Below are 13,319 nucleotides of genomic sequence, written 5' to 3'. Positions count from 1 at the left end.
GGATGGGACTGGCCGGCCGGGATTGGCCGGCCGGGACTGGCCATTTAAACGGCAAAGGCACCGGCCGTCCGCCGCGGGAAAAATGGAAAAAATCCGCTGCAGACCGCCGGTACCGCGCAGGCATCCGCATGCCTGCTGCATCACTCGCACCCTCAATGAGGTATCTACTACGTTAGGGTCCAAAGTTGTGCACTGACTGCGCTGAAGGTGTGAGCTGGCTGGGAATCAGGTCAGACTGCAATGATGGGGGCATGAGCAACCGAATCGCATTCCTGGGCTGTGGGTCAATGAACGAGGCAATTCTGGGCGGGCTGATCGACGGCGGCGTCGACCCGGCCGACATCGTCGCTACCGTCCGTAGGGCCGAGCGTGCCGCCGAACTGGCCCAGAGGCACCACGGGATCACGGCCATCGCGGGCGAAGAAGAGCCCGACAACAACAAGCAGGCGGCCACCGGCTCCGGCGTCGTGATCCTCGGCGTCAAGCCCGTGGGCATCGCGGACCTGGCCCGGGAAATCAGCGGCTCCCTGTCGCCGGAAACAATCGTCATCAGCGTCGCCGCCGCAGTCTCCCTGGAGCAGCTGGAAGCGGCGCTCCCTGCCGGCCAGCCTGTCATCCGCACAATGCCGAACACTCCTGCGAAGCTGGGCCGCGGCGTCGTCTCCGTCTCGCCCGGAACCCATTGCTCCGCCGGGCAGCTCCAGCACGCCAAGGACATCCTCGCGGCCGTCGGCACGGTAGTGCAGATTCCCGAAGACCAGGTGGACGCCCTCTCGGCGATCAGCGGATCGGGACCGGCCTACGCCTTCTACCTCGCGGAGGCCATGGCTGATGCAGGGACGAAACTGGGCCTGGACCCGGAGCTGTCGCTCCTGCTGGCCCGCGAGACGGTCGCCGGGGCGGGCTTCATGCTGGCCGAGCCCGGTGCGGATCCTGCCGCGCTGCGCAAGGCGGTCACGAGCCCGAACGGGACCACGGAACGGGCCATCGCCACCTTCGACGAGCGGGGACTTCCGGCCATCATCGCCGACGGCGCCCGCGCCGCCGCTGCGCGCGCAGCGGAAATCACCCGGCAGCTCGCCTGAGCCAGCCCGGCCGGCAGCGGGACGACGCTGATCGGCCCTGCCCGCCGGCGACGGCGCTTCCTGTTGTGCCCTAGGGGCGCGCCGCGAACCGCTCGAGCAGGTCCACGTGGCCGGAAACAATGAGCATGTCCCGTGAGGACACCTTGGTTTCGGGCCGCGCGTACGTGAAGTCCTCGCCCGGGGACTTCACGCCCACAATCGTCACGCCGTACTTGGAGCGGACCTTGGACTCATCGAGGGTGAAGCCCACCGTCTCGCGGGGCGGGTACATCTTCACGATCGCGAAGTCGTCGTCGAACTCGATGAAGTCCAGCATGCGGCCCGAGACCAGGTGCGCGGCCCGGACGCCGGCGTCGGCCTCCGGGTAGATGACGTGGTTGGCGCCGATCCGGGTCAGGATCTTGCCGTGCGAGGGCGTGATCGCCTTGACCCAGAGGTGTTCGATCCCGAGGTCCACGAGGTTCACCGTGATCAGCACCGAGGATTCGATCGAGGTGCCCACGCCCACCACCGCGGAGCTGAATTCCTGGGCGCCAAGCTGGCGGAGGGCATCGATGTTGGTGGCGTCGGCTTCCACGACGTGGGTCAGGACGCTCGCCCACTTCTGGACCAGGGTGCGGTCCCGTTCAATGGCCAGGACCTCCCGGCCCTGCTTGACCAGTTGCTCTGCGGTGGATGCGCCAAAACGGCCCAGCCCGATCACCAGCACGGGGGCGTTGTGGGCGGGGCGGTTGACGGCGCCTGAGGAACTAGCCAATGATCGGTCTCTCTTCCGGGTAGTGGTACAGCTGGCTGCGCTGGCGCAGGGCCAGGCCGGCGGCAAGGGTGACCGTCCCGACGCGCCCGGCAAACATGAGCAAAGCGAGGACGTAAACCCCCGACGGCGGCAACTCCGCGCTGAGGTTGGTGCTTAGGCCTACCGTGGCGAAGGCGGAAATCGTTTCAAACAGGACCCGGTCCAGGGATGCGTGGCTGATGTGCAGGAGCAGGAGGGCCGAGACCGAGACGAGGGTAGCGCCGGCGACGATCACCGAAATGGCCACGCGCATGGTGCCCTCGGGGATGGTGCGGCCATAGATCTTCACGTCAGCGTCGCCGCGGGCCTCGGCGGTGATCGCCAGGAACATCACGGCGATGGTGGTGACCTTGATGCCGCCGGCCGTGGATGCGGAGCCGCCGCCGGCAAACATGAGGGCGTCGGAGAGCAACATGGTGGTGGACTCCATGTGGTTCTGGTCCACCAGGTTGAAGCCGCCGGAGCGCAGCATGACTGAGGCAAACAGCGCATGCGTGATCTTGTCGCCGAGGTCCATGTCCCCGATGGTGCGCAGGTTGTCCCACTCCAGGAAGCCCCACAGGACCGTCCCGGCGGCCAGGAGGATCAAGGACACCTGGATGGTCAACTTGGTGTGAAGGTTCCATTTCTTCCACCGCAGCCCGTTCTGGTGCAGCACCATGACCACGGGGAAGCCCAGGCTGCCCAGGAATACCCCGAGCATGAGCGGGACGAGGATCCAGAGATCTGTTTCGTACGGGACGATTCCATCCGAATGCGGCGTGAATCCAGCGTTGTTGAAGGACGAAATGGCGTAGAAGACGCCGTGCCAGACGGACTGCCAGAAGCTCTCCCCGAGGATGAGGAAACGGGGGATAAGAGTCAGCGCCAGGGCGGCCTCGATCACCACGGATGTCACGATCACGATCCGCAGCAGCGTACCCACTTCGCCGAGCCGGCCGGCATTCATGGCTTCCTGGGCGATCAGCTTGCCGCGGACACCGAGTCTCTTGCTGACCATGAGCGCCAGCAGCGACGCGAGGGTCAAGGTGCCCAAGCCGCCCACGAAAATGCCGACCAGGATCACGAGCTGGCCGAAGAAGGACCAGTGCACAGCCGTGGAGACCACCGTCAGGCCCGTGACGCAGACAGCGGACGCCGCGGTGAAGAACGCCTGATGCAGTGGTGTGACCTGTCCCGTCGCGGAAGCTAAGGGCAGCGAGAGCAAAACGGTGAAGACCAGGATTACGACGCCGAAGGCCGTAAGCGCCAGGCGGGCCGGCGAGCTGTTTGCGATGCTGTCAATGAAGTCGCGCAGGCGTGTGAAGATCCACAGGCCTTCCCGCTCCGGCATGCCTGGCTGCCAGCTGGCCGGGCTCGTAGACCTCGACTGGCTTTGCGTCATGTTTTTCCTCGGTTGAAACTTCTTCCCCAAGTAGTAAACCACTAAACGCCGGGTAATGGCCGGGGAAGCACCCTTGCACGCGCGGGAAGCCGGGAACCGCTCAGGTAGCCTGTGATTGATGACATTCCTGCCCGGACTCGCTCAGACCGCGCTGCCGACGACGGTGGTGTGGGCTCCTGCCATGACCGCCTACAACTTCGGCCACTCGCACCCGATGGCGCCGGAGCGCATGGAGCTCACCGCGAAGCTGGCCGGCAGCCTGGGACTTCTGGATCTTGACCACGTCACGGTCGCGGCTCCGCACGTCGCGGCCGACGCGGAACTGTGCACGGTCCACAGTCCGGAGTTTGTGGCCGCCGTCCGGCAGGTCAGCGAAAACCCTGACACTCCTGACCACGCCAGGGGCCTGGGCACCGAGGATGACCCCGCCTTTGCCGGCATGCATGAAGCCAGCGCCCGGCTGGCCGGCGGGTCCCTGCTGGCGGCAGCTGCCGTGCTGGACGGCAGTGCGGTGCGGGCCGTGAACTTCGGCGGCGGGATGCACCACGCCTCCCGGGACCGCGCGAGCGGTTTCTGCATTTATAACGACGCTGCCCTTGCGGTGCAGCGGCTGCTCGACGGCGGTGTCCGGCGTGTGGCCTACGTCGACATCGACGCGCACCACGGCGACGGCACCCAAAGCATCTTCTGGGATGACCCACGCGTGCTGACTATTTCGCTGCACGAGTCCGGGCTGACCCTCTTCCCGGGCACCGGCTTTGCCAACGAGATCGGCGGCCCGAACGCCCAGGGCAGCGCGGTGAACGTTGCACTGCCGGCCGGCACCGCCGACGCCGGGTGGCTGCGGGCCTTCCACGCCGTCGTGCCCCAGCTCATTGGCGCGTTCGAACCGGAAGTGATCGTCAGCCAGCACGGCTGCGACTCGCACCGGCTTGACCCGCTCACCCACCTGAACATCAGCGTGGACGGCCAGCGCGAGGCCGCCACGGCAATCGGCAACCTCGCCGCGCGCTATTGCGAGAACCGGTGGATTTCCACGGGGGGCGGCGGGTACAACGTGGTCAGCGTGGTGCCGCGGTCCTGGAGCCACCTCATCGCCATCGCCGCCGGCCGCCCTATACCGCTGCGGACCCCGGTGCCGGAGGACTGGCGAAGCTACGTCAAAGACAAGTACGGGGACCGGTTCGGTGTGGAGCCCCCGGAAGCGATGGGCGACGACGTCGACCTCTGGTGGCGGTCCTGGGAAGTGGGTTTCGACCCCAACGACGCGGTGGACCGCACCATCATGGCCACCCGCAAGGAAGTCTTTCCCCTGCACGGACTGGACCCCTGGTTCGACTAATTCCGGGCCGGGGTTGCAACCCTGTTTGGGGGCATCAATTGGTGGATGCCATCTGGCGTATATGTCGCTAGTGTGGAGGACATGGTGACAGACGACGTATTTGCCGTCATTGCTGAGGCAACCAGGCGTGACATTCTGATAGCCCTCCGCAAGGGGGACAAAGCGGTGGGGGAACTGGTCCAGGAGCTTGAAGCAAGCCAGCCCACCATTTCCAAACATCTCAAAGTCCTGCGGGAAGCGGACCTGGTGAGCATGCGCGCCCAGGGCCAGAAGCGCTTCTACACGCTCAACCCCAAACCCCTTGCCGGGATCGCCACCTGGCTGCAGGCGTTCGACGTCGGCCCCGCGGCGACAGCCGACCCGGCCGCAGCGCGCCTGCCTGAATCCCGCCCCGTCGCCGCCCCGGATGGACTGGCCGTTGGACTGGCTGCGGCGGCCAGCCCGCAACCCGTCTCCGCGCAGGCCGTCGCCGCACAGGCGGCCGCACAGACCGCCGCCGCACAGCCTGCCGCCGCACTGGCGGGGCGCCCCGCCGGCAGCTCGCTGAGCCCCGCCGTCGTCATCCCGGTCGGTACCGCAGGCGAGGACAAGATGCCCCAGCAGATCGGGCGGACCGTGGGCCGCGCCGCCACCAAGGCCGCTGACCTCCTGGCCAACCTGCCCAAGTTCGGCCGCAAGAAGTAACCCAACTAGCTAGCAGCAGGGGCCGTTCTGGGTGCTCAGAACGGCCTTTGCTGCGAGTCAGTTGGGTGCCGGCCGGCTACTTTGTGAGGATCCGTACGTGGTCCGGGGTGAGGTCCGCGATCCGGGTGACGCCGAGCAGGGCCATGGTGCGTTGCATGTCTTTTTCCAGGATTTGCAGGGCGCGGTCCACTCCGGCGCGCCCGCCGGCCATGAGGCCGTAGAGGTAGGCGCGGCCGATCAGGGTGAAGTCGGCGCCGAGGGCCAGGGCGGCGATGATGTCCGCGCCGCTCATGATGCCGGTGTCCAGGATGATCGCGGCGTCGCTGTGGTCTGCCTTCAGGGCGGCGGAGACCTCGGGGAGCAGGTGGAAGGGGATGGGGGCGCGGTCCAGTTGGCGGCCGCCGTGGTTGGAGAGCACGATCCCGTCCGCGCCGTGGTCCACGACCTTGCGGGCGTCCTCGACTGTCTGGATGCCCTTGACCACGAGCTTGCCCTTCCAGGTCTCGCGGAGCCAGTCGAGGTCGGCGYAGGTCAGGGTGGGGTCGAACATGGAGTTGATGAGGTCCGCGACCGTGCCGGTGTACCGGGACAGGGAGGCGAAGGTCAGCGGTTCGTGGGTGAGGAAGTTGAACCACCAGGCGGGCCGGTAGGAGGCGTCCAGGACGGTTTTGAGGGTCAGCGCGGGCGGGATGGTCATGCCGTTGCGGACGTCGCGGAGCCGGGCGCCGGCGACGGCGGTGTCCACGGTGACCATGAGGGTGTCGTTGCCCGCGGCGGCGGCACGCTGGATCAGTTCCAGCGAACGGTCCCGGTCCGTCCATAGGTAGAGCTGGAACCAGTTGCGGCCCGCCGGTGCCGCGGTGGCGACGTCCTCGAGGGACGCGGTGCCCATGGTGGAGAGGGTGTAGGGGATGCCGGCGGCTTCGGCGGCCCGGGAACCGGCGTATTCGCCTTCGGACTGCATCATCCGGGTGAAGCCGGTGGGCGCGATCCCCACCGGCAGGCGGGAGGGTCCGCCCAGGATGTCGGTGCTGAGGTCAATGCTGGAGACATCCCGCAGGATTCCGGGCCGGAACTCGATGTCCAGGAAGGCCTGGCGGGCGCGTCGGAGGCTGATTTCGGCCTCGGCGGCGCCGTCGGTGTAGTCGAACGGGGCCTGCGGAGTGCGGCGTTTAGCCATGTCGCGGAGGTCCCAGATGGTGCTTGCCCGGCGCAGCCTGGCGGCCCGGCTGAACCCCGGCTTCTTGAACTGCATCAGCGGAGCAAGGTCCGCGTACCTGGGCACGCGGCGCTTCAGCGCGGCAGGGACCCCGCCGGCGGCCGTCGCGGCTGTGCCTTGCCCGGATAAGGAGGCCCCAGCGTCCGGCGCGGTGGCTTTGGGAGTGGTGGGAGCCTCGGGGTTGCCGGGCGGGACGGTCTGCCTCATTGCTGCCTCCGGTTCTGCAGGATCTTCAGCGTGTGCTCCAGAACACTCTAGCGGGGATGTTTTCCGAGCCCCTTCGTCCTTATTGTTTCGGCGGCTTTCCCTGCCCGTGTGCGCGCCCGGAACGCAGTTGGCGGCAGCGCCCGCGGAGGGACACTGCCGCCAACAGCCCGTTCAGTCGACGGTGCCGGCCAGGAAGCTAGCGCAGTTCGATGTCCAGGGCCTGGAAATCGTCCGCCGAGTGGCGGCCCACCAGCAACCGGAAGGTGCCGGTCTCGAACTGCCAGCCGCCGTCGTAGTGGCCGAACGCCCGTGCCGGAATGCGGATTTCAACGCTCTCCGTGCCGCCGGGCGCGAGGTGCGTTCCGGCGTAGCCGGCAAGCCAGCGCACCGGCCGTTCCACGGCGGAGTCGGCGCGGTCCAGATAGACCTGGACGACGTCGCGGCCGGTGCGCGTCCCCGTGTTCCGGACCGGGACGTGCACGAGGACATCCTGGTTGGCGGGAACGGAGGCCGGAGCGTGCGGGCTGCCCAGTTCGAACGTCGTGTACCCGAGGCCGAAGCCGAACGGCAGGGCCGGTGCAGCTCCGCCGCCGGCCTGCTGCCGCAGCCAGGCGCGGTAGCCGATGTGGATGCCTTCGGAGTACACCACCTTGCCGTCGACCGGCGTGGTGTCCAGGACCGGGACGTCCGTCAGGGCCGCGGGCCACGTCGTGGGCAGCCGGCCGCCCGGCTCCTCGGCGCCCAGCAGGATGTCAGCCACCGCGGTGCCGAATTCCTGGCCGCCGAACCAGCCCAGCAGGACCGCGTCCACCTTCTCCAGCCACGGCATGAGCACCGGGGAACCGGAGTTGACCACAACAACGGTGCGCGGATTGGCCGCCGCAACAGCCTCCACCAGCTGGTTCTGCCGGCCGGGCAGATCGAGGTCCTTGCGGTCGAAACCCTCGGATTCGATCGCCGCGTTGGTGCCGACGACGACGACCGCGACGTCAGCGTTCCGTGCGGCTGCCACGGCGGCGTCGATTTCCGCCTGGGGATCGGTGACCACTGTTTCCTCGCCGAGCAGGATGGCCGTGAACGGGATGACCTGCTGCTTCGGCAGTTGGTATTCTGCCTCGATCCGGACCTTCTGGCCGGCCGCGGCCTCAAGGATGTGGACGGTCTTGGGCGGGTCGAACAAGGCGGCGCCGAGGACGTCGGTGTCGTCCTCAAGCTCGCCGTTGAAGACCTCGTCCCCGTCGAGGGCGAGCCGGATCTGGCCCACCGTCCCGACGCCGAGGTGGTGGACGCCGGCCGTTTCCGGGGTCCAGTCGGCCTCCATCCGGATGGCTGCGGTGCCTTCGGGAATGCCCACGCCGAACCAGATCAGGTGTGAGGCAAGCCGGTCTTCGCCCGAGATCTCCGTTCCGTCCGTTGCGAGGAACGTGACGCGGAGTCCGGGCACGCCGGATACCGGGTTGTGCAGCGACGTGCGCGGGAACGCCTGGATGCCTTCGGCCACCTTGGCGCCCCGGACGTAGGTGACGTCGACGTCGTCGGGCAGGGCCTTCCGGAGTCCCTCCAACGGCGAGACGGTGTATTTGGGCATCACCGTGGCGCTGCCGCCGCCCTGGGTCCGCGCCTCTTGGGCGTTGTGGCCGATCACGGCCACGCTGCCCAGCTTCGCGGCGTCCAGTGGCAGGATCCCGCCCTCGTTGCGGACCAGCACCGCGCCGCGCACCGCCACTTCACGGGCGATGGCGGCACCATCCAGCTGAGCGGGCAGGCCTGTCACAGCGGGAGTGAAACCTTCGAGGGATCCCACCCGGGCCGCAAGACGCAGGATGCGGGTGGCCTTTTCCAGGATGGCGTCCCGGCTGACCCGGCCGTCGCGGACCGCTTCGAGCAGCTTGGGGCCCCAGTGGCCCACGGGACCGGGCATTTCCAGGTCCTGGTGTGCGTTGGCGGCTTCCACGGACCGGACACCGGTCCAGTCAGAGACCACAACGCCGTCGAACCCCCATTCCGTGGAGAGCGGGGTCTCGAGGAGTTTGTTTTCGCTGGCCGTGGTGCCGTTGATGGAGTTGTACGAGCTCATCACGAGCCAGGCGCGGGCTTCAGTGATGGCATCTTCAAAGGCGGCGAGGTAGAGCTCGCGCAGCGGGCGCTCGGCCACAACGGAATCTGAGGTAAAACGGTCCGTCTCGGCCTCATTGGCGAGGTAGTGCTTGGGGGTGGCACCGACGCCCATGGACTGCACGCCGGAGACGTACCCGGCAGCCAGCGTCGCGGTCAGGCGGGGATCCTCGCTCATGCATTCGAAGTGCCGTCCGCCCAGCGGCGAACGGTGGAGGTTGATGGTGGGGCCGAGGACGGCGTGCACGCCCTTGCGCCGGGCCTCCTGCCCGAGGACCTGGCCGTAGCGGCGGGCGGTCTCAACGCTCCACGTCGCGGACAGGGCGGAGGAGGACGGCAGCGAGACGGAGTCGTGGCGCTCATCGAAGTCCTCGCCGCGGACGCCGGCGGGGCCGTCCGACATGACAACGCGGGTGAGGCCGATTTCGGGAATGGCGTGCGTGGACCACACGTCGGCGCCGGTCAGCAGCTGGATCTGCTGAGCCAGGCTCAGCCCGGCAGCGAGCTCGCGGATCCGGGCCTCCGCGTCCGGGGAATCCGGGGAGAGGGCCAGGACGGCGGGGGACAGGGCGGGATTCATTTACTTGACTCCTTTGATGCGGGTGACGAGGATGGCGCCGACGATGCCGACGGCAGCGCCGCCGAGGAACAGGGCGGGGTATCCGCCCAGGGCGATCACGGGGAAGGCGACAGCGGGCACCAGGGACTGCGGGAGCGCCTGGGCGATGTTGAATACGCCGAAGGTCTTGGCGTTTTCGGACTGCGTGCCCGGCAGGAGGTCGGCGATGAGGGCCACGTCCACGGCGCCGAAGCAGCCCAAGCCGAGTCCCGCGATGGCCTGGCCCACCAGGACCTGGTCGGTGGTGCTGGAGGTGGCGATGACGATCAGGCCCACCATGATGATCAGCGCGGAGGCGATCACCATGCCTTTTCGTTTGCCGATCCTGTCGCTAAGCCAACCGCCGGCCACACTGGTCAGCACCGTGCCTGCGGAACTGATCAGCGTCGCCTGGAAGACCAGGGTGGTGACCTGGGACGGGGCTACGTGGAGCTGGTCGGTGAAGAAGTACGGCAGGTAGAGCAGGGCCGCGCAGTAGCCGACGTAGACCATGAACTTGGTCAGCCAGGCCCAGCCCAGGCCAGGGTAGGTGCGGGGATTGAAGTAGAACGAGCCCAGGACCTCCTTGAGGTTCAGCGGCGCGGGCTTCTCGGTAAGGACACGGTCCTTGAAGGTGAAGGCGAAGCCGATGGCCAGGGCGGTCCCGACGACGCCGGGTACAACGGCCATCTGCAGGGCGTTGTCGAAGAGCTGCGCGAAGAACGCCGCGGCTACAAGCCCGACCGACAGGGTCATGCCGATGAGCCCGGACAGGCGGCCGCGTTCCGACGGGGCGGCCTGGTCCGGAAGGGTGGCGACGAGAGCCGCGAGGGCCGCGTTGAACCCCAGCTGGGCAAAGATCCACGCGACCAGAACCCCCGGAACGCCGGTGGCCGAACCCAGGAAGAACAGCGCAACGAGTCCCGTCAGTGAGCCTCCGATGATCCAGGGCTTGCGCATCCCGAAGCGGGACGTCGTGCGGTCACTCAGCCGGCCAAAGAACGGATTGGCGAGAAGGGCGACCACAGCGCCGACTCCGGCGACGAGGCTCAGGGCCCCGGCGCGGGTGTCCGGCGTCGTGATTTCGGAAACCTTGATGGCCAGGACAACGATGGCCGGCGCCAGCACCGCCATCCAGAGGCCGGCGCTCGCGATCGGCATCCCGATCACGTAGGCGCGCGGGGCCTTGCTGCTTGAAGTGTCCAGGCTGCTGGGAGCCTGGCGGGCGGACTGAGCCGCTAAATCCTGGTTGATGGTCCTGACGGCCACATTGCCTCCTGACGAAAAGTGGCCCTCCGTTGGGCCCTGCGAATGATCGTAGCCACAAAAACCGAGTGTGACTAGGTTTTTACTGAAAAAAGTGAAATAAGCTGGACCAATGTCAATGTCGAAGACCCGCGGACCCTACGCAAAAGGGGCCGAACGCCGCGAGCAGATCGTCCGGACAGCCACGGACGTGTTCGCCACGGAGGGCTTTGAGGGCACTGCCCTGAAGCGCGTTGCCGAACTGGTCGGGGTCAAGGAGGCAACGCTCTTCCACTACTTCACCGGCAAACAGGAACTCTTGACGGCGGTTCTCGCCGAACGCGACCGCCGCAGCCGGGAAGTCGGCGGGGCCGGGGACGTAGGGCTGCCTTCGCTGGCCGTCGTTGCCGAGCGGAACCGGCACGAGCCGGGCCTCACCACGCTGTACGCAGTGGCGTCGGCGACCGCCAATGATCCCGGGCATGATTCCCACAGCTACTTCCAGGACAGGTATGCGCAGCTGGTGGAGGAACTGAGCCAGGACATCGTGCGCCGCCAGGACGCCGGGACTGTCCGGACGGACGTTGCGCCGGACGTTTTGGCCAGGCTGGTGATCGCAGCCTTTGACGGCCTGCAGCTGCAGTGGCTATATGACAAGGATGTCGACATGGCTGACGGCCTGACCCAGCTTGTCGACGTGCTGCTGGCTCCGTCGCAGGGTACTGCGCCGAGATGACACGTCGCGGCAGTGTCGGCGCCAAACACTGCCGTGAACTGCTCTCTCGGCGGCTTGCGGCTCCGTGGCCGGGGGCTGCCGCGGGCCTGTGCCGGTGAAATGTTACGCCGGGCGTTTGCCCCGGCTGCGGCTCCCGGGCTATGGTCGGGGCTATGACTAACCGTTGGTATGCGTATTTTTCGTTGGCTCTGGAGGGGCCCGCGTCTAACTGACACGCATCCAACTTTCCTTCAGAGCCAACAGGGCAGAGATCATTCTCTGCCCTTCGCCATTTCTCCGGCGGGTTCTGATCAGGGCCCGCTCCGCATCCGGAACAGGACCCGAAAATGAGCATCGAAGCAGCAGCCGACACCCAGAACTCCACCTCGAACCTGCGCGTCAGCGAGTTCACCCCGCTGCCCACCCCCCAGGACCTCATGGCGGAACTGCCGCTGGAAGCCCGCATGGCAGATGTTGTCGGGCGGGGCCGGGACGAGGTCCGGGCCATCATGGACGGCGTGGACGACCGGCTGCTGGTCATTGTTGGCCCCTGCTCCATTCATGACCCCAAGGCCGGGCTGGAATACGCGCGCCGGCTGGTCAGCCAGGCCGAGAAGCACCGCGAGGACCTGCTGATCGTCATGCGCACGTACTTCGAGAAGCCGCKCACCACGGTGGGCTGGAAGGGCCTGATCAACGATCCCCGGCTGGACGGCAGCCACGACATCGCAGCGGGCCTGCGCGCTGCCCGGGCCTTCCTGCGGCAGGTCACCGCCCTCGGCCTGCCCACAGCCACCGAGTTCCTGGAGCCCATCAGCCCCCAGTACGTCGCCGACCTCGTCGCCTGGGGCGCGATCGGTGCCCGCACCACGGAGAGCCAGATCCACCGCCAGCTGGCCTCCGGGCTGTCGATGCCGATCGGTTTCAAGAACGGCACCGACGGCGACCTCCAAGTCGCGCTGGATGCGTGCAGCGCCGCTGCCGCCGCCCAGGCGTTCCTCGGCATTGACGACGACGGGCGGGCAGCGCTCGTGGCCACTGCCGGCAACCCGGACACGCACATCATCCTCCGCGGCGGACGCAAGGGGCCCAACTACTCCGCCGCCGACGTTGAAGCGGCGTCCGCCAAGCTGGCCGCGAAGCAGTTGAACCCCCGCCTGATCGTCGACGCCAGCCATGCCAACAGCGGCAAGAACCACCACCGCCAGGCCGAGGTGGCCCTCGAAATTGGCTCCCAGCTGGAAAGTGCGGGAGCCGCTGCCGGGGCCATCGCCGGCGTCATGCTGGAGAGCTTCCTGGTGGGCGGGGCGCAGAACCTGGACGTCTCCGTGCCCGCCGCGGATCGGGACGAGCTGGTCTACGGCCAGAGCGTCACCGATGCCTGCATGGACTGGGACGTGACGGCGTCGGTCCTCAGCCAGTTGGCCGCCTCGGCCCGCACGCGCCGGACGCGTTCCTGAGCCGCGAAAGGGTGGTGCCGGCGCGGTAGGGAATTTCGAGATTCCTGCGGAAATCGTGTGGGGATTCCTGCGGAAGCCTTTCACATTGGCACCATGAGCAACTAGTGTTGCTAACACATGGTTGTTTGATGGCTCAGCATCGGCACACCGCCATGTCAACAGGTGGGGCWGCCGTTCGCTGGAGCAAAGGAATAGGGAAATGTCTWCGGAGGCCAACTTCTCCAASGCSCGYTTTYTSACCGTGGCCGARGTCGCGGAACTGATGCGGGTATCAAAAATGACCGTGTACCGACTTGTACATTCAGGGGAGATGCCGGCCGTGCGGTTCGGCCGCTCCTACCGCGTTCCGGAAAACGCCGTCGAACAGTACCTCAAGGGTGCCGTCGTCGACCGGAACGACGGTCACGCCGGGACTGGCTGAACAGTCCGCGGCAACATTCACAACATCAATCGGCTGCTTTGGGCCCTC

The 13,319-nt window shown here is 67.3% G+C and carries 11 protein-coding genes; 6 read left to right on the top strand and 5 right to left on the bottom strand.

The window, feature by feature from the left end; all coding sequences use genetic code 11:
* The first annotated feature begins 251 nt into the window (after window positions 1-251).
* A complete protein-coding gene (gene proC, locus AC1DEY_RS17025) occupies window positions 252-1,085 on the top strand; it encodes a pyrroline-5-carboxylate reductase (RefSeq protein ID WP_476868992.1) in 834 nt (277 codons plus the stop codon).
* Window positions 1,086-1,155: 70 nt separating this feature from the next.
* Here the strand turns inward: proC and AC1DEY_RS17020 are convergent, their stop codons facing one another.
* Together AC1DEY_RS17020 and AC1DEY_RS17015 are read right to left on the bottom strand one after the other, a co-directional pair.
* Window positions 1,156-1,794: a potassium channel family protein gene (locus AC1DEY_RS17020; protein WP_026266712.1), complete on the bottom strand. Its 639-nt coding sequence runs from the start codon at window positions 1,792-1,794 to the stop codon at window positions 1,156-1,158.
* Between the two features lie 40 nt (window positions 1,795-1,834).
* Window positions 1,835-3,265: a TrkH family potassium uptake protein gene (locus AC1DEY_RS17015; protein WP_476868991.1), complete on the bottom strand. Its 1,431-nt coding sequence runs from the start codon at window positions 3,263-3,265 to the stop codon at window positions 1,835-1,837.
* Between the two features lie 118 nt (window positions 3,266-3,383).
* Between AC1DEY_RS17015 and AC1DEY_RS17010 the strand changes: the two genes are divergently transcribed.
* The gene (locus AC1DEY_RS17010) at window positions 3,384-4,607 is read left to right on the top strand and encodes an acetoin utilization protein AcuC (RefSeq protein ID WP_476868990.1); all 1,224 of its coding nucleotides are present in this window, start codon (window positions 3,384-3,386) and stop codon (window positions 4,605-4,607) included.
* Between the two features lie 81 nt (window positions 4,608-4,688).
* Window positions 4,689-5,291: an ArsR/SmtB family transcription factor gene (locus tag AC1DEY_RS17005; RefSeq protein ID WP_476868989.1), complete on the top strand. Its 603-nt coding sequence runs from the start codon at window positions 4,689-4,691 to the stop codon at window positions 5,289-5,291.
* Between the two features lie 76 nt (window positions 5,292-5,367).
* Here AC1DEY_RS17005 and AC1DEY_RS17000 read toward each other — a convergent pair whose 3' ends face one another.
* The 3 genes from AC1DEY_RS17000 to AC1DEY_RS16990 all read right to left on the bottom strand — a co-directional run bounded on the left by AC1DEY_RS17000 (window position 5,368) and on the right by AC1DEY_RS16990 (window position 10,699).
* A complete protein-coding gene (locus AC1DEY_RS17000) occupies window positions 5,368-6,717 on the bottom strand; it encodes an alpha-hydroxy acid oxidase (protein WP_476868988.1) in 1,350 nt (449 codons plus the stop codon).
* Between the two features lie 196 nt (window positions 6,718-6,913).
* Complete coding sequence (locus AC1DEY_RS16995; RefSeq protein ID WP_476868987.1) at window positions 6,914-9,412, bottom strand: beta-glucosidase; 2,499 nt, start codon at window positions 9,410-9,412, stop codon at window positions 6,914-6,916.
* The gene (locus AC1DEY_RS16990; protein WP_476868986.1) at window positions 9,413-10,699 is read right to left on the bottom strand and encodes an MFS transporter; all 1,287 of its coding nucleotides are present in this window, start codon (window positions 10,697-10,699) and stop codon (window positions 9,413-9,415) included.
* 109 nt (window positions 10,700-10,808) lie between these two features.
* On the opposite strand from AC1DEY_RS16990, the gene AC1DEY_RS16985 reads away from it, so the two are divergent.
* The 3 genes from AC1DEY_RS16985 (at window position 10,809) to AC1DEY_RS16975 (ending at window position 13,271) form a co-directional block, all read left to right on the top strand.
* Window positions 10,809-11,411 carry a TetR/AcrR family transcriptional regulator gene (locus tag AC1DEY_RS16985; protein WP_441409689.1) on the top strand — a complete coding sequence of 201 codons (603 nt, stop codon included), beginning with the start codon at window positions 10,809-10,811 and terminating at the stop codon, window positions 11,409-11,411.
* Window positions 11,412-11,737: 326 nt separating this feature from the next.
* On the top strand, window positions 11,738-12,850 hold the full coding sequence (locus tag AC1DEY_RS16980) for a 3-deoxy-7-phosphoheptulonate synthase (protein WP_476868985.1): 1,113 nt from the start codon (window positions 11,738-11,740) through the stop codon (window positions 12,848-12,850).
* Between the two features lie 199 nt (window positions 12,851-13,049).
* Window positions 13,050-13,271, top strand: a complete 222-nt coding sequence (locus AC1DEY_RS16975) for a helix-turn-helix domain-containing protein (RefSeq protein ID WP_476868984.1) — start codon at window positions 13,050-13,052, stop codon at window positions 13,269-13,271.
* The last annotated feature ends 48 nt before the right edge of the window (window positions 13,272-13,319 follow it).

The organism is Arthrobacter sp. 05T47 (assembly GCF_056395825.1).
The sequence above is the reverse complement of the archived record's forward strand: the minus strand, read 5'-3'. Positions and strand labels throughout refer to the sequence as shown.

Bases quoted from the DNA above. Each gene is read 5' to 3' on its own strand.
- proC (WP_476868992.1), top strand. From the start codon at position 252: ATGAGCAACCGAATCGCATTCCTGGGCTGTGGGTCAATGAACGAGGCA.
- AC1DEY_RS17015 (WP_476868991.1), bottom strand. From the start codon at position 3,265: ATGACGCAAAGCCAGTCGAGGTCTACGAGCCCGGCCAGCTGGCAGCCA.
- AC1DEY_RS17010 (WP_476868990.1), top strand. From the start codon at position 3,384: ATGACATTCCTGCCCGGACTCGCTCAGACCGCGCTGCCGACGACGGTG.
- AC1DEY_RS17005 (WP_476868989.1), top strand. From the start codon at position 4,689: ATGGTGACAGACGACGTATTTGCCGTCATTGCTGAGGCAACCAGGCGT.
- AC1DEY_RS16995 (WP_476868987.1), bottom strand. From the start codon at position 9,412: ATGAATCCCGCCCTGTCCCCCGCCGTCCTGGCCCTCTCCCCGGATTCC.
- AC1DEY_RS16985 (WP_441409689.1), top strand. From the start codon at position 10,809: ATGTCAATGTCGAAGACCCGCGGACCCTACGCAAAAGGGGCCGAACGC.